A 23,441-nucleotide genomic window follows, 5' to 3' on the forward strand; every position below is an offset into this window, starting at 1 on the left:
ACAGGCCCTCCTACAGGATCGCGCCGCTGTCCTTGGCTGCCGAGATGTCACCCCAGTCCAAATCGAGTTCGAGCAGGATCTCCTCGGTGTGCTGACCGTGCTCGGGAGCACGCGCCGGATCCGGCGTGGTCTCGTTGAATTGCACTGGGGCGGCGACGATTTGATACTCGACCCCGTTGTCGTCGACGTTGGCGACGGTGAGGCCGTTCGGCTTGACCTGAGGATCGTGCAACGTCTCCTTCGGCGTCGCGAGCGCCGCCCACACCCCCGGTTCGTCGGCCAGCGCCTTACGCCAGTACTCCAAATCCTCGCTGGCGATGCGGTCTCCGACGAGCGCGCACGCTTCGGCGGCATTGGCGATCAGGTTGCTCGAGGGCACGAAGCGGTCGTCAGTCGCCAGTTCGGGCAGACCGATCCGCTCGCAGAATCCGGCCCAGAACCGGTCGGGTTGCAGGAAGACCATCTGGATCCACCGGTTGTCCCGCGTCTTGTAACGGTTCACCAGCGGGTTGATCGCCAGTCCAGGAGGCGCGCCGGGGATGCCGTCGATGTCGAACAGGTCGGCCACCGAGATCGACGGCGCGATGGACCACATCGCCTGGGCCAGTAGCGACGAGTCGACGACGGAGGGCTCGCCGGTGCGCTCGCGGTGAAACAGCGCCGCGCAGACGCCGCCAGCCAGCGTGATGCCGCCCTGCAGATCGCCGAAGCCGGGGCCCTGCACCGCGGGCGTCTCGGTGCCGAACGGCGTCAACGTGTACGCCACCCCGCCACGGGAAAGGTATGTGGCGGCGTCGAATCCGCCCTTGTTGGCATCCGGTCCGCGCACGCCGGTGCCGGTGCCGCGGGCGACGATGATGTTCGGGTTGAACGCGCGCACATCGGCGACTGTCAACCGGGCACGTTCCAGCGCGCCGGGCAACCAGTTGGTCAGGAACACGTCCGCGGTGGCCAACAGGCGGCCCAAATATTCGTGGCCGGTTTCGGATTTGATGTCGATGGCGATGCTGCGCTTGCCGCGGTTACCGATTTCGAGGATGAAGTCGACGTCGGCGCGCGCGTTCTGCCTGGTGAAGCCCCCGATCACCAACGCGCGGCCAGGGTCACCGCCCTTCACGTCCTCGACCTTGATGACATCTGCGCCCCAATCCGCAAGGGCTGCACCGGCAGACGGCACATACGTCCATGACGCCAGTTCGACCACACGAACTCCGCTCAGCACTCGCGTCATCGCAATGCTCTCCCCACTTCTTGCAGATACTGGTCCGGGCCACCGAGGAATGCGCTCCAACCCAGCAGTCGCTTCAAATACAGGTGGGCGTCGTGCTCCCAGGTGTAGCCGATGCCACCGAACACTTGAATCGCAGTGTCGGCGACCGCTGCCAGTTGCGAAGCGAACGCCTTGGCGCGCACCGCCGCCAGGTGACGCTCGTCGGGGTCCGCGGCGTCGGCCGCCCACAACGCGTGCAGCACACCGCTTCGCGCGAGTTCAACGGTTTCGTACATGTCGACGCACAGGTGCTGGACTGCCTGGAAACTGCCGATCGGCTGGTCGAACTGTCGCCGCACCTTGGCGTAGTCGACGGCGAGGTTCATCACCGCGGTGGCCGCGCCCAACGCGTCGGCCGCGCGGGCGATCAGCACGTCGTCGACGAGACCCCGGATGGCGTCCGCCGGTGCGGAGGCCACCCGGTGCGCGGGCACGCCGTCGAATCGCACGTCGAACAGCTTGCGGGTGGGGTCGACGTGTGATCGCTCGGTCATCGACAACGCCGGCGCCGTGGCATCGATGGTGAACAGGCCGGTGCCCGAATCGCTTTCGGCCAGCACGAGTATCACGGTGGCGGCGGCCGCGTCGGGCAGCGACGGGATGTCCCCGACGAGGGTCCCGCCCTCGACAGTCGGGCGCGGACCCTGCAACGGGCCCACCGCGCCGATGACCGATCCGTCGGCGATACCGCGCAGCACCGAGTCGGATGCCGCCCCCGTTCGCGTCAGCGCCCGGGGAGCAGCGACCGCCGTCGACAACCACGGCCCCGGGTGCAGTGCGGCGCCCAGTTCCTCGGCCACTACGCCGGCTTCGACCATCGTCATGCCCGAACCGCCGCACTCCTGTGGCACCAGCACACCGGTCGCACCCAGGTCAGCGAGCGCTCGCCAGACTTCGCTGGTGACGCCGGTCGGATCGTCGAGCATCGGCCGTACATGTGTTGCCAGGCCGGCCTTTTCGGCCAGGAACCGGCGCAGGGTGTCCCGCAGTGCGACCTGTTCGTCGGTCAGTTCGAGATTCATGGCCGCGGCAACCCCAGCACCCGCGTCGCGGTGACACCCTTGTTGATCTGCGTTGTACCGCCTGCGATGGTCAACGAGCGCGACGTCAGCCGGTACTCCCGCCACCGTCGGTGGTCTGCGAGTACGTCGAAGGCCAATGCGGCAAGGTCCTGGCCGATCTCGGCCCACACGCTCTTGGCCAGGCTGGCCGAACCGAGCGCGTCGCCACCGTGCAGCGTCGCCGAGATGGACCGTTGACAGAGCACCTCGAGGTACTTGGTCCGCACCGCCAGCGCGCCAAGGCGTTGCAACGTCGCGGCGTCGTCGAGCAGTTGGGCGGCCGCCAGGTCGGACGCCAGATCACGCAACTGCATCTCCAACTGCGCGTACAGTCGCGCCGCCCCGGCCCGCTCGTGGCTCAACGTGGTGGTAGCGACCTGCCAGCCCCCGTTGAGCGGACCGAGCAGCGCGTCGGCGGGCACCCGCACGTCGTTGAAGAACACCTCCGCGAAGTCGGTGGCGCCGTTGATGGTGACCAGCGGGCGCGCCTCGATGCCGGGCAGCGTCATGTCGACGATCAGACAGGAGATGCCTTTGTGCTTGGGCACGTCCGGGTCGGTGCGCACGTACAGCTGGCACCAGTGCGCCCGATGGCCGAGCGACGTCCACACCTTCTGTCCGTTGACCACATATTCGTCCCCGTCGGGCACCGCGCGGGTGCGCAACGAGGCGAGATCGGAACCCGCCTCGGGTTCAGACATGCCCTGACACCAGATGTCGTCGGCGCGCACCATGCGGGGGAGCAGCTCACGCTTTTGCGCGTCGGTGCCGTACTGCATGATCGCGGGTGCGATGTTGTTCATCCCGATCACATTGAGCGGCACCGGCGCTCGCGCACGGATGGTTTCCTCCGCGTAGGCCAGTTGCTCGAGCACGCCGGCCCCGCGGCCGCCGTATTCCGGTGGCCACGACACCGCGCCCCACCCCGCGTCGGCCAAGGTGGCGTCCCACGCCCGCAAGATGTCGAAGGTCTGCGCGTCCCGTGTGCGCCCGCGCCCGGCGGCCACCACCTCGTCGGTCAGGTGCGCGGCCAACCAGGCACGCAGCTCCTTGCGGAACTGCTCGACCTCCGGCGGATATGAGAAGTCCACGGCGTCCTGTCGGAATCGGTCTGAATTGGTTTCTTTATAATTTTAGGTAGTATAGCCACCGCACCAGTTACAGTTGGCTGCAATGTCGCGGCGCCCAAACCGGCTGTGCTGCCGAGTCGTCCGCATGCCGCGAAGCATCGCGAGGGAGGACGAACCATGGGCAGGGTGACCGGCAAGGTGGCGCTGATCAGCGGTGCGGCACGCGGCCAGGGCCGGTCACACGCGCGGTTGCTGGCCGCCGAGGGCGCCGACATCATCGCGGTGGACATCTGCGAGGACATCGAGACCAACGACTACCCGCTCGCCCGGCCCGAGGATCTCGACGAGACAGCCCGACTGGTCGAGAAGGAAGGGCAACGCGCTCACACCGAGATCGCCGACGTCCGCGACCGCGCGGCGCTGTCCGCCGCCATCGACCGCGGCGTCGCCGAGTTCGGCGCGCTGGACATCGTGGTCGCCAACGCCGGTATCTGCCCGATGACCGCCGGGCTGCCGCCGCAGGCGTTCGTCGACGCCGTGGACGTCGACCTGCTCGGGGAGATGAACCTGATCCACGCCAGCATCAAGCACTTGCATGCGGGCGCGTCGATCATCGCGACGGGTTCGGTGGCCGCCTTCATGGCGACGGCGGTCAACACCGCCGGTATGGACGGCGGTCCTGGCGGCGCAGGGTATGCGTTCGCGAAACAGGTTGTCGCGCACTATGTCAACGACCTCGCAAGGACCCTGGCCCCTGAGCAGATCCGGGTCAACGCGGTTCACCCGACCAACTGCAACACCGACATGCTGCACAGTCCGCCGATGTACAAGGCGTTCCGGCCCGATCTGCAGAACCCGACCCGCGAGGAAGCCGAAGTCGTCTTCCCGATGCTGCAGGGTTTTCCGATCCCCTACGTCGAGCCGGAGGACATCAGCGAGGCAGTGCTGTTCCTCGCCAGCGACGCCGCCCGATACGTCACCGGTCAGCAGTTGCGGGTCGACGCGGGGGGTTACCTGAAGATCAAGCCATGGTCGGGGGTGTGAGCATGCCCAGGGGGATCATCTACGTGGAAACGATGCCGGCCTCGCCGGACCGCGAAGCCGAATACCACAAGTGGTACAACGAAACCCATCTCGCGCAGATTCTGTCCGTGGACGGCATCCTGTCGGCACGCCGCTTCGCACCCACCAGCGGCGACGGTCCGTTCATCGCCATCTACGAGCTTGACTGCGACGACCTCGATGCGGCCGCGAAGCGCATGCGCGAAGTCCCGCTGACAGGCCTGGACAACATCTCCATGGATCCCAAGCCGATTCCGCACGTCTACCGCGAGATCGGGTCGCTCGGCCCGTGACGTACTCCGCGGACGTACAACGACGCCGCTACGCGCTGATGGTGCTGATGAAATCCGCCGACGACCGGCTGTCCAAGGGCATCGGCACCGGCGAGTTCATGTGCGTGTACTGGCCGTCGCGCGGACAAGAGGCCGTGGGCGCCGCGGTGGGGGTGCCTCGGGCACCGTGCAATGGACCGGACAAGCAGTAACGGTGTACGACATCGGCGCCCAGATCGGTGTCATCACGTCATAGGAGAGGGTATGGATCTCAACGAGACCCGCGAACGGATCATCTACGAAAAGAACGGTCCGATCGCGACGATCACGCTGAACTGGCCCGAGAAGGCGAACGCCCAGGACCAGAAGCAGGTCGAGGAGATCGACGACGCACTGCGGGACGCCGACCGCGACTACGACATCAAGGTTCTGGTGATGAAGGCCAACGGCCCAGGGTTCTGCTCGGGGCATGCCATCGGCAACAACGCGGTCGACTATCCGGAGTTCGTCGAAGGTTTCAAGGCCACCGGCATGCCGTGGAAGCCGCAGACCGACTTGTTCGTCAAGCCGATCCTGAATCTGTGGGAGTTCTCCAAGCCGACCATCGCGCAGGTGCACGGGTACTGCGTCGGCGGCGGCACCCATTACGGGCTGACCACCGACATCGTCATCGCCTCCGACGACGCGTACTTCTCCTATCCGCCGTTGCAGGGCTTCGGCATGCCGTCCGGTGAATGCTCCATCGAGCCTTGGGTTTTCATGAACTGGCGGCGGGCATCGTATTACCTCTACACCGCCGAGACCGTCGACGCGCACAAGGCACTCGAGTACGGCCTCATCAACGAGGTGGTCAAGCGGGAGGATCTGGACGCGCGGGTGGAGGCCATCGCCCGCCACATCGCGCAGGCTCCGCTGACCACGCTGCTCGCCACCAAGGCCAACATCAAGCGGGCGTGGGAGATGATGGGCATGCGGGTGCATTGGCAGAGCTCCAACGACCTGGTCGCGCTCGCATCGGTGAGCAGGGACGTACAGGAACTCATCCAGCAGGTGTTCAAGGACAAGATCCTGCCGTCGGAGATGGCGAAGCGGCAGGCGGCCGCGTCGGCCGACGGTAACGGGGCGCCTTAGGTGCACCTCGGCGACCACGCGGTCTAGCGCCCCCGAATGACTGACGGCCGCGAACGTTCCGTACCGCTCGAACTTTCGGCGGATTTTTCGAGCGGTAACGAACGTTCGTCGCTAGACCGTGCGCGTGTAGCGCGTTCCGCGCGGTTCCCGCACCCACAGTTCACCATCGCCTGCGGTGGCGCCTTGAGCCGCCAACTCGCGTTTGAGCACCTTGTGCGTGGCGGTGGTCGGCAAGTCCGCGGCGATCCTGACATACCGCGGCCAGGCCTTCGGCGACAGGTCCGGTTGCTCGGCCAGGAAGTGTTCGAAAGCCTCTGGCGTCAAGGTGGATTCGTCGTGCAGCACCACCGCGGCCATCACCTGATCGCCCACGTTCTCGTCAGGCACCGCGTACACCGCAACGCGGCTGATGTCGGGCAGCCTGATCAGGATGCGCTCGATCGGTGCGGCCGCCAGGTTCTCGCCGTCGACTCGTATCCAGTCGGCGGTGCGGCCGGCGAGATAGATCCAGCCCTCGGCGTCCCGGTAGGCCAGGTCGCCCGACCAGTACATGCCGCCGCGCATGCGTTCCGCTGTGGCCTCTTCGCTGTTGTAGTAGCCGGTGAAGAAACCCGCGCCGGACGTGTTGACCAACTCGCCGACGGCCTCGTCGGCGTTGATCAACGCGCCGTCAGCGTCGAAACGCGCGACCGGACATTCGGTGCCGGTGGCCGGGTTGTAGATCGCCACGCCGGGAAAGCCCTTGCCCAGAGAGCCTTTCGGGGTGCCTTCCTCCCTGGTGATGATCACGGCGTTCTCGCTGGAGCCGAACCCGTCCCACACCAGGGTGTCGAACCGGCGCTGGAATTCCTCGATGTCGCGGTCGCTCGCCTCGTTGCCGAACGCGACGCGAAGCGGGTTGTCCGCATCGTCGGGTCGTTCCGGCGTGGCCAGGATGTACGCCAACGGCTTACCCACGTAGTTCATGTACGTCGCGCCGTAGCGCCGGACGTCGTCCAGAAACCCCGACGCCGAGAACTTCGCCGGTGCCATCGCCGCGCCGGTGGCGATCGCCACGCCCCAGCCCGCGACCAACGCGTTGGAATGGAACAACGGCATCGACAGGTAGCAGGTGTCGTCGGCGGTGACGTCGAACTTCTGCACCAGGTTCGCGCCCGACATCAACACCATGAAGTGCGATACCTTCACCGCCTTCGGGTCACCGCTGGTTCCCGAGGTGAAGATCAGCATGAACGGGTCGAGCGCCCCGACTTCGCGGTGCGGCGTCAGTTCGCCGGCCGACCCTATTAGGCGGGTCCACCAGTCGGTGGAGGAGTCGAGCACCGTCACGCCCCCGAGATCCAACCCGTCGAGCAGGCCGCGATGTTCGGCGTCGGTCACGACGATCTGGCAGTCCGCGCGGCGCACGTCGGCGGCCAGAGCGGCACCGCGTCGGGTGGTGTTCAGCCCGCAGAGCACGTACCCGCCGAGGCCCGCGGCTGCCATCTGGTGCAGGAACTCCGGGGTGTTGCCGAGCAGCACGCCGACATGGACCGGTCGTTGGCGGTCCATCAGGGAAAGCAGCGCGGCGGCGCGTGCCGACGCCTCGGCCAGGTGTTCGCGCCAGGTCCATTGCCGATCGCCGTACTTCACCGCGATCGCGTCAGAGGTGGCATGTTCTCGCAGCAATTGCTGGATGGTGTCGCGCGGCACCCGTTAGTTTTAGCAAAGGGCCGGGAGGTGAGGGATGAGGATCATCGATGCCGACGGGCACGTAGCAGAGGGGCAGGCGCTGGCCGCCGAGGCGATGCGACGCTGGCCTGACCACGTGGTGCCGCGGGAGGACGGCAGGGCACTGGTCATCGAGGGCCGCAACTATCCGGAGGCCGACGGGCCCGGCGCCGGGTGTCCGCGTGAACACGGTTTGAGCAGCGCCGAGGGCATCAACTACGCATCGGCACAGGGCGTGCTCGATGATGCCGACCGCGACCACATCGACACGATGGTGCTGTATCCGAGCCTCGGGCTGTGCGCGGCGAGTCTCGAAGACCCGGAATTCGCAGCAGGTTTCGCGCGGCTCTACAACCAGTGGATCGCTGACTACTGCGCGACGCCCGACGGACGGTTGCGCGGGGTGGCGGTGACTCCCATCGAACACGGCGACGTCGCCGTCGACGTGATGCGGGAGGCCAAGAACCAGGGCCTAGTGGCCACCCATATCCCGCCTGCGCTCAAGACACGCAACCTCGACCATCCCGACCTCGACCCGTTCTACGCCGCCGCCGAGGAACTGGACATGCCGTTGGGCATCCACGGCGCGCCAGGGATGCACCTTCCGAAGATCGGTGTCGACCGCTTCACGAACTACATCCAAGTGCACTGCATCAGCTTTCCGTTCGACCAGATGACCGCGATGACGGCGATGATCTCCGGCGGAGTATTCGACCGGCACCCGCGGTTGCGGGTCGCGTTCCTCGAGGCAGGCGTCGGCTGGGTGCCGTTCTTCATCGACCGCCTGCACGAGCATTTCGAGAAGCGCGGCGACTGGATCGCCGACGGCTGGAAGCGCGATCCCGGGGAATACCTTCAGGCGGGCAACATCTGGACCACCTGTGAGCCGGAGGAGCCCATCCTGCCCGGGGTGGTCGACGTGCTCGGCGACGACTTCATCATGTTCGCCAGCGATTACCCGCACTGGGACGGCGAATGGCCGGAAAGCACAAAGCATCTGCGCACCCGGCCCGACATCAGCGAGGACACCCGGGCGAAGATCGGCGGCGAGAACGCCCAGCGGTTCTATGGCCTCAACTGACGGCGCCCAGTGGCCAGTTGTGGCACGCGCAGCGGCCGAAACCGTTACATAGGTGGCCACTCGGCATCGACGCAGCGGACCTACAGGCTGAAATCGATGACGCCGCGGATGATCTCGCCGTTCAGCAGGTCGCGGTAGCCGTCGTTGATGTCGTCGAGTGCGTAGCGCCTGGTGATCATCTCGTCGAGTTGCAGCTGACCCGTTTCGTAGAGCTTGGCGAACCGGGCGACGTCGACACGCGGGTTGCACGACCCGTACACGGTGCCGACGAGGTTCTTGTTCCACAGGATGAACTCCTGCAGGTTGATCGCGATGGAACTGGTGGTCTGCTTGGTCATTCCGGTCAGCACGCAGGTGCCGCCCTTGCGGGTGAGGTTCAGCGCCGCCTGCACGTCATGCTTGCAGATCAGCGATGGGGACAGGACGACGCTGTCGGCCATCAGCCCGTTGGTCAACTCGCTGACCACCGGAAGCGCTTCATCGGCCGTGGCGACGGTGTGCGTGGCACCGAACTGCAAGGCGGACTTTTGTTTGAACGCAACGGGGTCCACCGCGACGATGTGGGCGGCGCCGTTGATGCGCGCGCCCTGGATCGCGCCGGTCCCGATACCGCCGCAACCGATGACGACGACGGTGTCGCCGGCAGCCACCTTGGCGCGATTCTCCGCCGACCCGAACCCGGTCGGCACGCCGCACGACAGCAGCGCCATCGGCAACAGGGGTAAGCGCTTGTCGATCTTGACGATCGAATCCGTCGAAACGACAGTGTGTTTGGAGAACGCGCCGACCTTGGACAGATGCCCGAGCTGACGCCCGTCGGCGGTGTGATGCCGAAAGGTGCCGTCCGTCGGCATCCCGGGAACCATCACCTGCGCGCCCATGTCGCAGATGTACTCCATACCCGCGTTGCACCACCGGCATTGTCCGCAGACCGCGACGAACGACGTCACGACGTGGTCGCCGGGCGCGAATTGCGTTACGCCGTCACCGACTTGCTGCACCACGGCCGAGCCTTCGTGTCCGCCTATCATCGGGAACATCGACGGTAGGCCGAACGACTGCATCACCTCGTTGCTCGCCGACATGTCGCCGTTGAGGATGTGTTCGTCGGAGTGGCACAGCCCGGCGGCGGCCACTTCGATGAGCACTTCACCTGCGCGCGGCGGATCCAATTCGAAATCCTCGACCGACCACGGCCCGCCGACGTCGTGCAGGATCGCCGCGCGACTCCGCATGCTCAGGCCGACGCCGGTCGGAACGTCACCGGCAGGTGTTTCGGCGACCGGAACGGCATCCCGGTGATGTTGGTGTCGTCGTCTTCGATCAGCTCCAAGTCGGTGACCCGGTCGAACAAGCTGGTGAGCATCGCCTTCGTCTCGACCCGGGCCAGGTGCATGCCGAGGCAGCTGTGGATACCGCCCGCGAACGAGATGTGTGCGCGCCGCGGCCGGTGGATGTCGAACACATCGGGGTCGTCCCACCGCTTCTCGTCGCGGTTCGCCGCGCCGATGCACAGGTTGACCTGCGCACCCTCGGGGATGGTGGCGCCGTGCATCTGGACCTCGCGGGTGGTGTTGCGTGTCACCAGAACCAGCGGAGTCTCGTACCGGATGCCCTCCTCGATCGCGGCTCCGATGAGCTCGCGATCCCGTTGCACCGCCTCGAGCTGATCAGGGTGAGTCAGCAGCAGCTGCAACAGGTTTCCCGATGACCGGTAGGTTGTCTCCAACCCCGCAGGCAGCAGCAACCGCAGGAACGAGATGATCGCCTCATCGGTGAGCTTCTCGCCGTCGATCTCCGCGGCGACGAGGACGCCGATGATGTCGTCGGTCATCTTGCTGCGCCGCTGATCCACCTGCTCCTGGAAATAGGTTCCGAGTTCGACGGATGCGGTCAGACCCATTTCGAGGTTCTCGCTGATCGAGATCAGGTCCAGCGACAACCGCCGGAACATCTCCAGATCTTCCTGCGGCAGGCCAAGAAGCGCGGCCGTGACCCTGGTCGGGAACTCGAACGTCAGCGCCTTGACGAGATCGACTTCGCCGTCGTGTTTGAACTCGTCGACGAGTTGATCGCAGATCGGGTCGATCACCTCGGGTTCCCACATGGCGAGCGCGCTCTGCTTGAACGCCTTGCTCACCAGGCTGCGATGGTCGTGGTGCTGCTTGCCCGCCATGCCGAGGATCGTCGGGCCGAAGACGAGGCCGATGGTTTTGTTGTACATCTCCGAGGCGAACACCGTGTCCTCGCGGAACGCAGTGAACACGGATTCGAAGTCGAACAACGTCCAATTCTCGGGGTTCTTGAGTTCGTCGGGCAGCAGGTGGCTCTCCATGAGCGTGCCGCGCCACACGGGCGTCGTCGTGCGCATGTGGTTGAAGAACGGATACGGATCGCTCGCGAGATCTGGGGCGCTCTGCGAATCGGTACTGGTGGTCACCTGTGCCTCCCGGCAGCAGCATCTAGCGGCTGTGTCGCCCTATCTTTACTATTTTAGGTATTCTAGGTCAAGGAAACCGAAGGGACATGATGCAGCGCCGACCGGTGTGCGCGATCGAAGACCTGCCTCCCGGGAGCATGAAGCTGGTCCAGGCCGGCAAGTTCGGCGTAGGCGTCTACAACATCGACGGCTCGCTGTATGCGATCGCGAACTACTGCTCGCACGAAGGCGCTCCGCTCTGCGCGGGCTACGTCGTCGGCACCAATGAATACGCACCGGATCTGCCGGGACAGCTGCGCCGTGTCCGCGAAGGTTCGATTGCGCGCTGCCCGTGGCACAACTGGGAGTTCGACATCACCACGGGAGTGAACCTCGCCGACCCGAAGAAGCGGGTGCGCACCTATGAGGTGGACGTGAGCGACGGGCAGGTGTATCTGATCGCATGAGCGAAGCTTGCGAGCGAATCATCGACGCGAACGTGCAACCGCATTTCCGCTACAACGCGGAGATCCGGAAGTACCTTGCGCCCGCACACAAATTGCGTGCCATCCCCGACGTCGAACAGCAGTGGTACCAGGCGCCGGGCGGTGATTACCGGCAGGATCTTTACGGCGACGGATACCCGGGTTCCGATCCCGATACCGTGGCCAGGCACCTGTTCGACGAGGGCGGTGTCGACTCGGCGATCCTCAATCCGCTGACGCGCGGCAACATCGCCGACTATCTGCTCAACAGCCGGATCTGCGCGGCCGTGAACGACTGGCTGCTGGACCGCTGGCTGGAACCCGACACCACCGACCGCTTCCGCGGCACCATCAGGGTCAACCCGGAAGACGTCAGGGGAGCGGTCGCCGAGATCGAGCGGTTGGCCGGGCATCCGAAGATGGTGCAGGTCGGCGTCCCGCTGCAGTCGCGAGAGCCCTACGGCAAGCCGATGTTCGAGCCGATCTGGGAAGCCGCCGCCGCGCACGGCCTGCCAGTGGCCGTACACATCAACGGCGGCAACGGAGTTGACTACGCGCCGACGTTCGCCGGTCACGCGCATACCTACCCCGGCTACGCGGCGTTCATGCCGCTGAATTCGTTCGTGCATCTTGCCACCCTGATCATCGAGGGCATGTTCGGGCGAATCCCCGGTCTGCGGTTCGTCTTCGCCGACGGCGGCTACGACATCCTCACCCCACTGATGTGGCGGCTGGACACGTTCTGGATGTCGATGCGCGACCAAACCCCTTGGGTGGACCGGTATCCCAGCGAGTATCTGCGCGACCATGTCCGGTTCTGCTCGTCGGCGCTGGACGGGCCGACCGACGCGGGACAGGCCGAACGATGGTTGGACTTCACCGACAAGGCCGACCTACTCATGTACGGCTCAGGTTATCCGCACTGGTCGAGTTCCGCGCCCGGCGAGGTGGTCGCGGGCCTCAACGAAGCACAACGCGAGAAGGTGTTGTGGCGCAACGCCAGTGAATGCTACGGCGTCACGGAAGGGAGCCCCGCGTGACGACCATCGAACGCGCGCAGCAGCACGCCGCCCAGGACGTCGCGGTGACCCTTGTCGACACCGACGTTCACCCGCTGCCGGTGTCGGCGGAAGTATTGAAGTCCTATGCCGCCGCAGAGTGGAAGGACAAGCTGTGGCCGACCGGCAACGCGGTCTCCACACTGTCGTACTTCTACGACACCCCCGATGCGTACAAGACGAATTCGCTTCGCGTCGACGCCGCACCTCCCGGTGGCGGTGTCGCGGGCAGCGATCCCGACTTCGCGGCGAAGCAACTCCTGGTGGACGCAGGCGTGAGCATCGCGATGCTGGAACCGATGTGCGACGCGCAGTTGCCGCACGCCGAACACGTGCTGAAGGCCACCTACAACGACTGGTTGGCCGACATTTGGCTCGGCGACGGCAACTGGCACGGCCGGTGGCGCGGCGCGATCAGCGTCACCGCGCAGGACCCCGCCGCGGCCGCGCGGGAGATCGAGCGCTGGGCCGGCCATCCCTACATGGCCGAGGTGTTGATGACGCCCCAGACCCGCGGCATCCCGTTCGGCAGCCCGCATTTCGATCCACTCTATGAAGCGGCGGCGCGGCATCGGCTGCCGGTCGCCACGCACCTGATGGGGCAGACGCCGTTCGAATTGATCCCAATCTATCCGGTGGGCAACCCTGCACACTGGCACGACTTCTTCGCCTCATGGCCGCTGCTGTACGTATCCCATCTGATGAGCCTGGTGTTCGACGGCGCGTTCGACCGGCACCCCGACCTGCGGGTCGTGTTCGTCGAAGGCGGCTTCACATGGGCGATGCCGGTGATGTGGCGGATGGACCGCATCTGGGAAAAGCGCAGAGGCGATCTGCCTCATGTCCGCCGCAGGCCGTCGGAGTACGTCCGCGAGCACGTGCGATTCACCACACAACCGCTCGAGGACGTCACCGTCGCGACGTATCGCGAATATTTGGAGATGATGGATCTCGGTGACTGTCTGATGTTCTCGACCGACTATCCGCACTGGAGTTACGACTCGCCGGAGTGGGCCATCAGGCGGTTCCCCGCCGATCAGCGTGAGCGGATCATGCGCGGCAACGCCACTGCACTGTACGGCCTGCCGTCGACGGTCAAGGCGTTGCCGGGTGAACAACCACCGCCTGCCTGAGGTCGCGGACCTGGTCCGGCAGTACGACGCGTTCTGGTCCAGCTTGGATTTCGCTGGCGTGGCCGAACTCTGGCTTCGCGGTGAACCGCAGCCGATCTATGTCGGTGACGAATACGCCGAGCCCCTGATCGGCGTCGACGAGTTGGAGCGGCATTGGGCTCGGATCGCGGCCAGGCTCAAGACCGCGTCGGTGTCGTCGGCGTTGCGTGGGTGCGACGTCGTCGACGACTCCGTGGTGAGGGCGCTGCTACTGAGCCGCTGGAGCCTGACCGGTACGGAGTCCGACGTCGAGCGCACCGGCGCCAGTTGGATCACGTGGTTGCTGGTCCGCCGCAGCGATCGGCTGCGGATCTTCCATCAGATGGAGTCCGAGGTCCACCTCAGTGACGGCGAAGGGGTGTAGCGCCGCGGCGCTCGACTTCCAACGGCACCACCGGTTCTCGCGCTGACGGTCCGCGGGTGATCGCGTGCAGCCGGATCTCGGGCACGTCCACCGACGGGTCGACGGTGTCCAGCCACGCGACGGCCTCGGCGACGTCGGCGGCGCGGATCGCGTACATCTCGAACGGCACGTCCTGCAGCATGTCGGTTTCCACCGGGCCGGGGGTCACCAGGTGCACGTTGATCCCGTCGCGGTCGACCTCTTGGGCCAACGCCAGCGCGAACGCATTCATGCCTGCCTTCGACGCCGAGTAGGCGGTGCGCGCGGGCATCGGCTCGTGCGCCGCCGACGAGGAGATGAACACTAATCGGGAGCCGGCCGTCATCCGAGGCAGCGCGGCCGAGGTGACGACGAAACAGGAATCGAGGTTGGCCGAGATGGTCGCCCGCCATTGGTCGAAAGTCTGTTTGCGCGCGTATGTTCCGCCGAGGGTGCCCGCGGCGTGGACCACGAGGTCGATCTGGCCTGCCGCTTGCACGGCGGGTTCGAACTTCTCCGGGTCGGTGGCGTCGGCGACGACGTAGCGCGCACCCATCTCGGCCGCGGCGGCCCGCAGGGGTTCTTCGCGGCGTGCGGTCAGGATCACGTCGTAGCCGAGTTCGGCCAGTTTGCGGCCACAGGCCTTGCCGATGCCGCCGCTGCCACCGGTGATCAAGGCCCTACGCACACAACACCTTTCAGCGTTGACGTCGAGCCAGCGCTTGCGGCGAAAGTGCCACGATGCGCCGCTCGGGATCCTCGGCCATGAAGTACGCCTGGGTGTCGGCCAGGTGGCGCGCCGACAGCTTGCGCGCGCGCTCGGCGTCGCCTGCCTCGATCGCGTCGGCGATCTTGGTGTGCACGCTCAACGCGATGCGGCGCTTGCTCAGCGCCGGGTACTCGCCCTTGGCCGCGGTCTCGTCGGCCCACCACTGCAGATGGCTGCTCCACAGCGTTTCGAGGCTGCCGACCACGGCGATCATCGTGTGGTTGCCGCAGCCACGCACGATCTCGTCGTGGAACTGGCCGCCGATCTCGGTGAAGCGCGCCCCGTCCTCGATGTGCTCGGCCATCGCGTCGTTGAGTTCCTTGAGCTTGGGCACCAACGTCTCACCGCGGTCAGGACGCTTGGCGGCCAGCGCCGCACACATCGGATCGAGTTCACCCAACGCGGTCCCGAGATCCGCCAGCGGCACATAGTCGCTCTGCAGCAGCAGGCCGAGCATATAGGCGGCGCTCGCCTTGGCCGGAGCGTGCACGACCGCGCCACCGCGGTTGCCGCGCCGCACGGACACCAGGCCTTCGGTCTCCAGGATCCGCAACGCCTCGCGCAACGACACCAGGCTGACGTTGAACTGCTCGACGAGCACCTCTTGACGCGGCAGCAGGTCGCCGTCGGAGAGTTCGCCGTCGATGATCTGCCGCCGAAGCTCGTCGGCGACGATCTCAGCCGTCCTGCGCGCCGACAGCCTGCGCCGGGCCTCGGGGCCGATTCCCAGTGTTGTCATATCGTGCTAATGCTAACAGCGATATGCCTGCTAGGAGCGACCGCTATCCGACAAAAGTTACTAAGATGACAAAGAAACCAGGGAGGATGTGCGGTTGAGCGGCGCCTCGGCTACCCCGCTGGACGATCTGCGCGTCGTCGAGATCAGTGACCGGATCGCAGGCGCATATTGCGGCAAGCTACTCGTCGACGCGGGCGCCGACGTGGTGAAGGTCGAGCCGGTGTCGGGAGATCCGTTGCGCCGCTTCACCGCAACCGGGGCGGTACCGCCGGCGGGCGCCGACGCGCCACTGTTCAGTTATCTCAACGCCGGGAAGCGCAGCGTGACAGCGGCATCCGATGATCTGCTCGCGTGTGCGGACGTCGTGATCATCACCCAACGGATCGACCCGCGCCGACTGCTCGACCAGTCGCCTCGCTGCGTCGTCGTGACCATCTCGGATTTCGGCCTGACCGGACGGTGGTCGCAGCGGGCGGCCACCGAGTTCACGCTGCAGGCCGCGTCGGGGTTGACGGGCTTCCGCGGCGATCCGGCGGGGCCGCCGATCTCGATCGGCGGTGAGTTGGGCGAGTACATGGGCGGGGTGTGGGCGGCCTACGGTGCGCTGGCGATGTGGCGGCGGGTGCGCGGCGGCGGCCCTGGCGGTCATCTGGACATGTCCATGCTCGAAGCGATCACGCTGATGCAGTCCAGCGAGTGGTTGCACTCACAGTTGTTGCAGGTGCCCCCAATTCGCCGCTCGATCGAGGTGCCGTCGATCGTAGAGGCGTCCGACGGTTACGTCGGCATCAGCATGGTGACCGGCCAGCAATGGCTGGATTTCGCCGCGATGGTGGACTGCCCCGAACTGACGGAGATCCCCGATCTGCGTTTCCAGATCGGCCGCTGGGACTACCGCGACTGGATCCGCGAACGCATCGGGCCCTGGATGCGCGAACGCACCGTCGACGAGATCGTGGAACTCGGTCAGTTGTTCCGGTTGCCGATCGCACCACTGGGCAACGGGTCGACCATTCCGCAGATGGACCATCTGCGTGAGCGCGGTGTGTACGTCGACAACCCGGCGCGCTTCCGTCAACCGCGTCCGCCGTGGCTGATGTCGGAAGCAGCACCGGCTGCGGTGCGTCGGACACCAGCGGTTGGCGGGTCCGACGGTGAAACTCTCTGGCAGCCAAGGGGACTGAGCGCCGCGGCGGCGGCCGGGCTGCCGTTGGCGGGGGTGCGGATCGTCGATCTGACCGCGTTCTGGGCCGGGCCGGCGGCGACGCATTCGTTGGCCGCGTTCGGCGCCGACGTCATCAAGATCGAGTCGATCCAGCGGCCGGACGGTATCCGCTACTCCGGTGGCATGCGCACCGACGTCGACGACTGGTGGGAGTACGGCTGGGTCTTTCACGCGATGAACACCAACAAGCGGTCGGTGACGCTGGATCTCGAGTCCGACGACGGCGTCCGACTGTTCAAGCAGTTGGTCGGTCAGGCCGACGCGGTGGTCGAGAACTTCTCACCGCGGGTGATGGACCAGTTCGGGCTGGGGGCAGACGAGTTGCTCGGCCTCAAACCTGATCTGGTGGTGGTCCGGATGCCCGCGTTCGGGCTGACCGGGCCCTGGCGTGATCGCGTCGGCTTCGCCCCGACGATGGAACAGATCGCCGGTCTGGCGTGGGTGACCGGACTGCCCGACGGTCCGCCGGTGCCGCCGCGCGGTGCCTGCGATCCGCTCGCCGGTGCCCATGCCGCCTTCGCCCTGCTGGCGGCGCTGGAGTTCGCCGACCGCACGGGCCGTGGTCAACTCGTCGAAGTGCCGATGATCGAAACGGTGCTCAACGTGACCGCGGTGCAGGCGATTGAATTCGAGGTGTTCGGCGAGGTTCTGGCGCGCCGCGGCAACCGTGGCCACCCGAGTGCCCTGCAGGATCTGTACCCGTGCGCGGGTGACGACAACTGGATCGCGATCTGCGCGCGCACCGATGAGCAGCGGGCGGCGCTGTCGCGGCTGACGGACGGCGTCGACGTCGGATTGTGGGTGTCCACCCGGGAACGGGACGACGTCGTCGAAGCGCTTGCCGGGGTGGGCATTCCGGCGGAAGCGGTCGTGTCGCCGTCGCTGGTCGTGGAGAATCCGCAACTGAAGGACCGCGACTTCTTCGAACGCCTGGATCATCCGAGCACGGGGGAGACGCTGTACCCGACCCCGCCGTTCGCTGTCCTCGACGGCGCAGGCAAGTGGCTGCACCGTCCGCCACCCACGCTGGGGCAACACAACGGCGAGGTGCTGACCGAACTCTGCGGGCTGACCGCGACCGACCTGGAACGGTTGGCGGGTCAGGGCGTGATCGGCACCCGCCCGAAAGGACTGTGACCCTCGGTTAGCGCGGCCGCACCGAGATCGGCAACGCGTCGAAGATCGACATGTTGTTGGTCAGGTTCGGGTGACTGACGGTCGGCGTACCAAGTGTGATGTCGGCTGTGCGACAGAGCAATTCGTCGAGTACCGCGCGGATCTCCGCGCGCGCCAGCATCGCACCGAGGCAATGGTGCGGCCCGCCGCCGCCAAACGTGACGTGCTGGTTGTCGGTGCGGCCGATGTCGAAGGCGAACGGATCGCCGAACACGTCCTCGTCGCGATTGGCTGATCGCAGCATCGACACCACTCGGTCGCCTTTCGGAATGGTGACCCCGTCGATCTCCACGTCGACCTTGGTGCTGCGCGTCCAGAACGCCACCGGAGTCGCCCACCGCAACACTTCCTCCACCGCGCTCGACCGGATCGCTGCGTCGGCGCGGTACCTGCTGATCTCGGCGGGGTTGGCGACGAACGCCTGCAGTCCGGACGCCAACGCGTTCTTCGTGGTGTCGCTGCCCGCGAAAGTCAATACGTAGAAGAAGATTTCGAGTTCGTTGGCGGGGATGGACAGCTGCTCTCCGTTGTCGTCGGTGACGACGGCGGTGGCCAACGTGCTCCAGATGTCGTCGACCGGATGGCGCCGCTTCTCCGCGGTGAGTTCCAGCGCGTAGGTGAAGATCTTCCCGAACAGTTCGAGCTGTTCGGCTTCGCTCGCTTGGGCACCCGGCGAATTGGCCGTCTGCAGAATGCGGTCCAGGGTGTCGAAGATGTCCGGACGGTCGGCGTCGGGAATGCCGATGATGTCGCCGATGACCGTCATGGGCAGCACGTCGGCGACGTCGGCGATCCAATCCCCACCGCCCGCCGCCAGCAGACGGTCGATCAACGACGCCGCGCGTGTGCGGATGCCGTCTTCGAGCCTGCCGATCGCCTTTGGGGTGAACGCATGCGACATCACCCTGCGCCGCTTGGTCAGTTCGGGCGGATCCATGTGGATGATGGTCGGAAAATCCGTCATCACGCCGATGGGCTGAATCAACGGACCATCCGCCGCGGTGAACGAGTCGGTGTCGCGGTGGATCCGCTGCGCATGCCGGTGCTTCGTCGTCATCCAGAAGTCGCGTTTCACGGTTTTGGCGACGCCGTCGGTCAGTTCGTGATGGAAGATCGGTCGTTCGCGCCTCAACTCGGCGAATAGATCGTCGGGAAAGCCGTTCTGCCACAACGAAGAATCTGACAAGTCGACCGGAGTCGTGGTGGGCATGCCGCTCCTCGTTTCGCTGACCTTGACCTAGAATGCCTAAAATAGTAAAAATAGGCAACGGACAGGTTCTGACCTGCCTAGATGGCGCGCGGACGGAGAGACCAGTGGCGGACACGGTTGCGGACACCACCGACCCGTCGGAGCGCGAGTTCGGGCCAAGCGGCATCAGCCTCTCGAAATACCGGTTCCCGACGGGATGGTTCATCGTCGGGTTCGCCTCGGACCTGGCGCCGGGTCAGGTCAAACGCGCGCACTACTTCGGCGAAGAACTCGTCATCTTCCGGACCCAGTCCGGCCAAATCAGCGTGTTGGATGCGTATTGCCAGCACCTCGGCGCGAACATGGGCGTCGGAGGCACCGTGGACGGTGAGCGGATCATCTGCCCATGGCACGGCTGGCACTGGAACGGCGACGGCACCAATGCGCTGATCCCGTACAGCAAGATCGGGTGCAAGCAGAACGTGCGCATCAAGGCGTATCCGGCCGCGGAGTGGTACGGGTTCATCGTGGTGTGGCATGAACGCCACGGCCGCGCGCCGTACTGGCAGCCGCCGGTGCTGCCCGAGTTGGAGACCGACGAGTACTACCCGCTGCACCCGCACACCCGGATGGTCAACCGGGTCAAGGTGCACGCGCAGATGATCATCGAGAACGCGGCCGACCCGTACCACGTGCAGTATGTGCACAAGGCGGCCAATCCCGCGAACACCGCCTCGTTCGAGGTGAGCGGATACCACCTGCACGCGACGGTGAACGCCGACTTCGGTGGAGGCCGGGCTAAGACGTGGCTGACGCCCAACGGCCCCGTCGAGGCCAAGATCATCTACGACAACTATTCGCTCGGGCTGGGCGTCGTCCGATTCCCTTCAGATCTGGTTGCCACCGTTCAGGTGACCGGGCAGACGCCGGTCGACGAGGACTACACCGACTACTTCTACACCCAGGCCTCCGTCCGCGAACCCGACGACGCCGGCGACAAGCCGACCGGTCGCGCCGCGAAATTCCTTGCGCTGCAACAGGAAGTCATCAAGCAGGACTTCTTCACCTGGGAGAACATGAAGTACCTGGAGAAGCCCAACCTCGCCCCGGAGGAGGCGCGGGACTACGCCGCGTTGCGGCGGTGGGCGCATCGGTTCTACCCGGGTGAACAACCGTCGGCCGACGATTTCGGGTACACCGCGGAGGGCGAACCCGACCCGGCGGCAGCGAGGGTGTGATGCCCGACGCGGGCTACACCGTCCCGGCGGTGCTGGACCGGCGCGCCCAGCAGTTCGGCGATCGCGTGATGATGTCGATCGCGGGGACGCCCGTCACGTTCGCCCAGATGCGGGATCGCTCCTGCGCGGCGGCGAATGTGCTTGCGGGCCTTGGCATCAAGCGGGACGAGACGGTCGCGCTGTTCACCGGCACCTGCCCGGAATGGGTGTACTTCTGGCTCGGTGCGGCGCGCCTCGGCGCGGTGCCCGCGGCGGTCAACGCCGCCAGCAAGGGCGATTTCCTGTTGCATGCGTTGCGGTTGTCGCGGGCCGCGGTGGTAGTGACCGACGCCGACCGTCACCCTCGCCTCGTGGAGGTGGCCGGGCACGTCGGGACGCTGAGATCTGTTCTGGTGCAGGGTGATGCGCTGGATGACGCGCTCGATTCCGCGCCTGTAGAGCCGCCGGTCGCGACCGCGGACCCGCTCGATATCGCGCTGTTCTTCACGTCAGGCACGACGGGGCCATCGAAGGCCGTCGTGACCACCTGGCAGTACCTTTTCACTGCGGCCCGCACCGTCGCGGCGACGTGGGAGTTCAGCGCGGGAGACGTGCTGTGGACCGCGATGCCGCTGTTCCATCTGAGCGCCGCGCCCACTGTGCTGGCGCCGATGCTGGTCGGTGGGACGAGCGTGCTGGCCGCGGCGTTTCATCCCGGCACCGTCTGGGACGAGATCCGGGCGTGCGGCGCGGTCGGGTTCGCAGGCGCGGGGGCGATGGTGTCGATGCTGTGGAATCTGCCGCCCCATCCGAGCGACGCCGAGACCGGCCTGCGGTTCATCTCGGCGGCCCCGATCGCGGCCGACATGTACCACGCCATCGAAGAGCGCTACCAGTGCCGCGTCGTGACGATGTACGGGCTGACGGAGGCCTTCCCGATCGCGTACAAAGCGGTTTCGGAGTACGGCAGACCGGGTACGAGTGGGCACGTCAACCCCGATTTCGAGGTTCGCATTGTCGATTTGCTCGGCGAACCCGTACCTGAGGGTATGGTGGGAGAAATTGCCTGCCGGGCGCGGTCACCGCATGCGATGAGCGAGGGGTATGTGGCGTCGGCGTCCGGCGGGCACTCTTTGCAGGTCAACCCCCATTCTGAGTGGTTCCGGACCGGCGATCTCGGCGTCCTGGACAGCGACGGCAACCTGACCTTCGTGGACCGGGTGAAGGATTCGCTTCGGCGCCGCGGCGAAAACGTCTCCTCGGTCGAGGTGGAACAGACAGTGATGCGTCACCCTGCCGTGTCGGAGGCGGCCGCCGTCGGTGTGCCCAGCGATCTCGGCGAGGACGACATCCTCGTCGTGCTGACCCTGCGGTCGGGCGCAGTGGTCGACCATGCCGAGTTGCTCGACTTCTGCTCGGCTCGCATGCCCTACTTCTGCGTGCCGCGGTACCTCGAAGTGGTCGACGAGATTCCGAAGAACGTCATCGGGCGCGTTCGCAAGGACGTGCTCCGCAGCAGAGGACTAAGTGAGGCCGCATGGGACCGCGAAGCGCACGGCTACGTGCTGACCCGATAGGACGGGGGACAACCGGATGACGTTGACGTATCAACAGCAGTTTGTGTTGGACGGTCTGGCAGGGCGGGCCGCGATACTCAACTTGGACGCGCGGTACAACAGGGCGTACTCGGCGGGGGATCTGGAGGTCTGGATCAAGACGTTCCGGCACTCGGGTGCGACCGTGGTGCGGGGCGGCGAGAGCTTCACCGATCTGCGTGCGGCGTTCGACGGCGGCGACGGCAAGCGACTGGTGACCGTCGACCACGAGATAACGGTCGACGGTGTGGACGCCACACAGCAGTGCGTCGCATTGGTGTTCGTCGGGGCCGAACTTCAGGCGACCGGAACATTCACCGACGCCCTCATCTACGAGCGCGGCGGCTGGTACTTCACCTCGCGCGAACTCGTCTGGGATCTCGCCACGCGGGCGAGCGCGTTGCCGGTGTGACAACGGATCTGAGTTACGAACTCGCGTTCGGCAGCTACGAGGACGCGCTGCTGATGGTGGGCACGAAGACGGCGCCGCGGTTCGCCGGCACGGCCGTCAGCGGTGGCCGCATCCAGCACTTCGCGTCGATGGTGCGTGACCCCAACCCGTCGTACTGGGATGCCGAATTCGCGAAGGCGGTGTGGGGCGGTCTGGTCGCGCCGCCGGCGCTGTTGGTGGGATTGTTGATGCCGCCGCCGTGGCTGCCCGACGGCGAACCGCTGACGGCGTCGATCGCTGTGCGAGTTCCCTTGCCGGGCACCGCGATCATCAACGCGTCCAACGACGCCGAATACCTGATGCCGGTGTTGGAGGGCGACATGCTCAGCGTGGTGGAGGAGGTCACCAAAGTGTCGCCGGAGAAGGTCACCCGCCTTGGCGCAGGGCATTTCGTCGAGACCAGTGAGACGTATTCCCGCGCGGACGGCGCGGTCGTAGCGATCTGCACCAACACGTTGTTCCGCTATATCCCGGCGGGCGACCGATGAAGTGGGAGGACGTGGCGCCGCAGCAATTGCCCGACGTCGTCGACCCGATCAGCTACGAACGGGTGGTGATGAACGCCGGCACCACATGGGACTACGTGCCGTGGCATTACAACCCGCAGTACGCCAAAGACCACGGGCATCCAACGATTTTCGTCAACACCATGCATCTGGCCGGGTTCATCGACCGGATCGCCACCGATTTCGGTGGGCCGACGAGCAGGGTGGTCCGGCGCAAGGTGTCGCTGCTCGGGTCGGTGTACGCGGGCGATTCGATGGTGGGACGTGGCAGGGTGGTCGGCAAGCGCGTCGACAGCGCGGGTGGCGCGCCCCGGCATCTGGTCGACCTGGAGATCGCCATCTTCAATCAGCGCGACGAATTGTGTTGTCCCGCAGAGGTCACCCTGGAACTACCGGGCTAG

Annotated in this window: 23 protein-coding genes and 2 pseudogenes; 16 read left to right on the forward strand and 9 right to left on the reverse strand. The window is 66.0% G+C overall.

Annotated elements, in window-relative coordinates; genetic code table 11:
- Nucleotides 1–10: 10 nt before the first annotated feature.
- Genes C1A30_RS02325 through C1A30_RS02335 form a run of 3 tightly spaced genes read right to left on the reverse strand, consistent with a single transcriptional unit; the run spans nt 11 to nt 3,422 of the window.
- A complete protein-coding gene (locus tag C1A30_RS02325; RefSeq protein WP_101946682.1) occupies nt 11–1,231 on the reverse strand; it encodes a CaiB/BaiF CoA-transferase family protein in 1,221 nt (406 codons plus the stop codon).
- A complete protein-coding gene (locus C1A30_RS02330; RefSeq protein WP_101946683.1) occupies nt 1,228–2,292 on the reverse strand; it encodes an acyl-CoA dehydrogenase family protein in 1,065 nt (354 codons plus the stop codon). Before C1A30_RS02330 ends, C1A30_RS02325 begins: the two co-directional genes overlap by 4 nt.
- Nucleotides 2,289–3,422 carry an acyl-CoA dehydrogenase family protein gene (locus C1A30_RS02335; RefSeq protein WP_101946684.1) on the reverse strand — a complete coding sequence of 378 codons (1,134 nt, stop codon included), beginning with the start codon at nt 3,420–3,422 and terminating at the stop codon, nt 2,289–2,291. The genes C1A30_RS02330 and C1A30_RS02335 overlap by 4 nt, the downstream gene beginning before the upstream one ends.
- A gap of 156 nt (nt 3,423–3,578) precedes the next feature.
- Between C1A30_RS02335 and C1A30_RS02340 the strand changes: the two genes are divergently transcribed.
- From C1A30_RS02340 to C1A30_RS02360, 5 genes and pseudogenes are all read left to right on the forward strand, one after another.
- Nucleotides 3,579–4,445 (forward strand): mycofactocin-coupled SDR family oxidoreductase, encoded by an 867-nt coding sequence (locus C1A30_RS02340; protein ID WP_101946685.1) that lies wholly within the window; start codon nt 3,579–3,581, stop codon nt 4,443–4,445.
- Between the two features lie 2 nt (nt 4,446–4,447).
- The gene (locus C1A30_RS02345; protein WP_101947578.1) at nt 4,448–4,756 is read left to right on the forward strand and encodes a DUF4286 family protein; all 309 of its coding nucleotides are present in this window, start codon (nt 4,448–4,450) and stop codon (nt 4,754–4,756) included.
- Between the two features lie 38 nt (nt 4,757–4,794).
- Nucleotides 4,795–4,923, forward strand: a pseudogene (locus C1A30_RS02350) (thiamine pyrophosphate-dependent dehydrogenase E1 component subunit alpha); the annotation flags it as partial.
- Nucleotides 4,908–4,991: pseudogene (locus C1A30_RS36475) on the forward strand (dihydrolipoamide acyltransferase); the annotation flags it as partial. The pseudogenes C1A30_RS02350 and C1A30_RS36475, both read left to right, overlap by 16 nt.
- 8 nt (nt 4,992–4,999) lie before the next feature.
- On the forward strand, nt 5,000–5,866 hold the full coding sequence (locus C1A30_RS02360; RefSeq protein ID WP_101946686.1) for an enoyl-CoA hydratase/isomerase family protein: 867 nt from the start codon (nt 5,000–5,002) through the stop codon (nt 5,864–5,866).
- Nucleotides 5,867–5,977: 111 nt separating this feature from the next.
- Here C1A30_RS02360 and fadD1 read toward each other — a convergent pair whose 3' ends face one another.
- Nucleotides 5,978–7,558 carry a fatty-acid--CoA ligase FadD1 gene (fadD1, locus tag C1A30_RS02365; protein WP_101946687.1) on the reverse strand — a complete coding sequence of 527 codons (1,581 nt, stop codon included), beginning with the start codon at nt 7,556–7,558 and terminating at the stop codon, nt 5,978–5,980.
- 34 nt (nt 7,559–7,592) lie between these two features.
- Between fadD1 and C1A30_RS02370 the strand changes: the two genes are divergently transcribed.
- Nucleotides 7,593–8,657 (forward strand): amidohydrolase family protein, encoded by a 1,065-nt coding sequence (locus tag C1A30_RS02370; RefSeq protein ID WP_101946688.1) that lies wholly within the window; start codon nt 7,593–7,595, stop codon nt 8,655–8,657.
- A gap of 80 nt (nt 8,658–8,737) precedes the next feature.
- Here the strand turns inward: C1A30_RS02370 and C1A30_RS02375 are convergent, their stop codons facing one another.
- A complete protein-coding gene (locus C1A30_RS02375; RefSeq protein WP_101946689.1) occupies nt 8,738–9,892 on the reverse strand; it encodes a Zn-dependent alcohol dehydrogenase in 1,155 nt (384 codons plus the stop codon).
- Between the two features lie 2 nt (nt 9,893–9,894).
- The gene (locus C1A30_RS02380) at nt 9,895–11,097 is read right to left on the reverse strand and encodes a cytochrome P450 (RefSeq protein ID WP_101946690.1); all 1,203 of its coding nucleotides are present in this window, start codon (nt 11,095–11,097) and stop codon (nt 9,895–9,897) included.
- Nucleotides 11,098–11,183: 86 nt separating this feature from the next.
- On the opposite strand from C1A30_RS02380, the gene C1A30_RS02385 reads away from it, so the two are divergent.
- From C1A30_RS02385 to C1A30_RS02400, 4 genes are read left to right on the forward strand one after another with little or no spacing between them, the layout of a single operon-like run.
- Nucleotides 11,184–11,543: a Rieske (2Fe-2S) protein gene (locus C1A30_RS02385; RefSeq protein ID WP_369974089.1), complete on the forward strand. Its 360-nt coding sequence runs from the start codon at nt 11,184–11,186 to the stop codon at nt 11,541–11,543.
- On the forward strand, nt 11,540–12,601 hold the full coding sequence (locus C1A30_RS02390; protein ID WP_101946691.1) for an amidohydrolase family protein: 1,062 nt from the start codon (nt 11,540–11,542) through the stop codon (nt 12,599–12,601). The genes C1A30_RS02385 and C1A30_RS02390 overlap by 4 nt, the downstream gene beginning before the upstream one ends.
- Complete coding sequence (locus C1A30_RS02395; protein ID WP_101946692.1) at nt 12,598–13,752, forward strand: amidohydrolase family protein; 1,155 nt, start codon at nt 12,598–12,600, stop codon at nt 13,750–13,752. The genes C1A30_RS02390 and C1A30_RS02395 overlap by 4 nt, the downstream gene beginning before the upstream one ends.
- The gene (locus tag C1A30_RS02400) at nt 13,730–14,155 is read left to right on the forward strand and encodes a hypothetical protein (protein ID WP_101946693.1); all 426 of its coding nucleotides are present in this window, start codon (nt 13,730–13,732) and stop codon (nt 14,153–14,155) included. Before C1A30_RS02395 ends, C1A30_RS02400 begins: the two co-directional genes overlap by 23 nt.
- On the opposite strand, the gene C1A30_RS02405 is transcribed toward C1A30_RS02400, so the two are convergent.
- The gene (locus C1A30_RS02405) at nt 14,133–14,861 is read right to left on the reverse strand and encodes an SDR family oxidoreductase (protein ID WP_101946694.1); all 729 of its coding nucleotides are present in this window, start codon (nt 14,859–14,861) and stop codon (nt 14,133–14,135) included. The genes C1A30_RS02400 and C1A30_RS02405 overlap by 23 nt on opposite strands.
- A 10-nt stretch (nt 14,862–14,871) precedes the next feature.
- Nucleotides 14,872–15,681, reverse strand: coding sequence for a FadR/GntR family transcriptional regulator (locus C1A30_RS02410; RefSeq protein ID WP_101946695.1), 810 nt, complete (start codon nt 15,679–15,681; stop codon nt 14,872–14,874).
- A gap of 88 nt (nt 15,682–15,769) precedes the next feature.
- Between C1A30_RS02410 and C1A30_RS02415 the strand changes: the two genes are divergently transcribed.
- Entirely contained in the window at nt 15,770–18,043 is a 2,274-nt protein-coding gene (locus C1A30_RS02415; protein WP_101946696.1) for a CoA transferase, read from the forward strand.
- A 7-nt stretch (nt 18,044–18,050) separates the two neighbouring features.
- Here C1A30_RS02415 and C1A30_RS02420 read toward each other — a convergent pair whose 3' ends face one another.
- Nucleotides 18,051–19,292, reverse strand: a complete 1,242-nt coding sequence (locus tag C1A30_RS02420) for a cytochrome P450 (RefSeq protein ID WP_101946697.1) — start codon at nt 19,290–19,292, stop codon at nt 18,051–18,053.
- Nucleotides 19,293–19,396: 104 nt separating this feature from the next.
- On the opposite strand from C1A30_RS02420, the gene C1A30_RS02425 reads away from it, so the two are divergent.
- Genes C1A30_RS02425 through C1A30_RS02445 form a run of 5 tightly spaced genes read left to right on the forward strand, consistent with a single transcriptional unit; the run spans nt 19,397 to nt 23,441 of the window.
- Nucleotides 19,397–20,509, forward strand: a complete 1,113-nt coding sequence (locus C1A30_RS02425) for an aromatic ring-hydroxylating dioxygenase subunit alpha (protein WP_101946698.1) — start codon at nt 19,397–19,399, stop codon at nt 20,507–20,509.
- Nucleotides 20,509–22,065 carry an AMP-binding protein gene (locus tag C1A30_RS02430; RefSeq protein WP_101946699.1) on the forward strand — a complete coding sequence of 519 codons (1,557 nt, stop codon included), beginning with the start codon at nt 20,509–20,511 and terminating at the stop codon, nt 22,063–22,065. Before C1A30_RS02425 ends, C1A30_RS02430 begins: the two co-directional genes overlap by 1 nt.
- A gap of 16 nt (nt 22,066–22,081) precedes the next feature.
- Entirely contained in the window at nt 22,082–22,495 is a 414-nt protein-coding gene (locus C1A30_RS02435) for a nuclear transport factor 2 family protein (RefSeq protein ID WP_101946700.1), read from the forward strand.
- Nucleotides 22,496–22,548: 53 nt separating this feature from the next.
- A complete protein-coding gene (locus C1A30_RS02440; protein ID WP_101947580.1) occupies nt 22,549–23,022 on the forward strand; it encodes a MaoC family dehydratase N-terminal domain-containing protein in 474 nt (157 codons plus the stop codon).
- Nucleotides 23,019–23,441, forward strand: coding sequence for a MaoC/PaaZ C-terminal domain-containing protein (locus C1A30_RS02445; protein WP_101946701.1), 423 nt, complete (start codon nt 23,019–23,021; stop codon nt 23,439–23,441). The genes C1A30_RS02440 and C1A30_RS02445 overlap by 4 nt, the downstream gene beginning before the upstream one ends.

Origin of the sequence: Mycobacterium sp. 3519A (genome assembly GCF_900240945.1) — a bacterium.
Lineage (GTDB): Bacteria > Actinomycetota > Actinomycetes > Mycobacteriales > Mycobacteriaceae > Mycobacterium.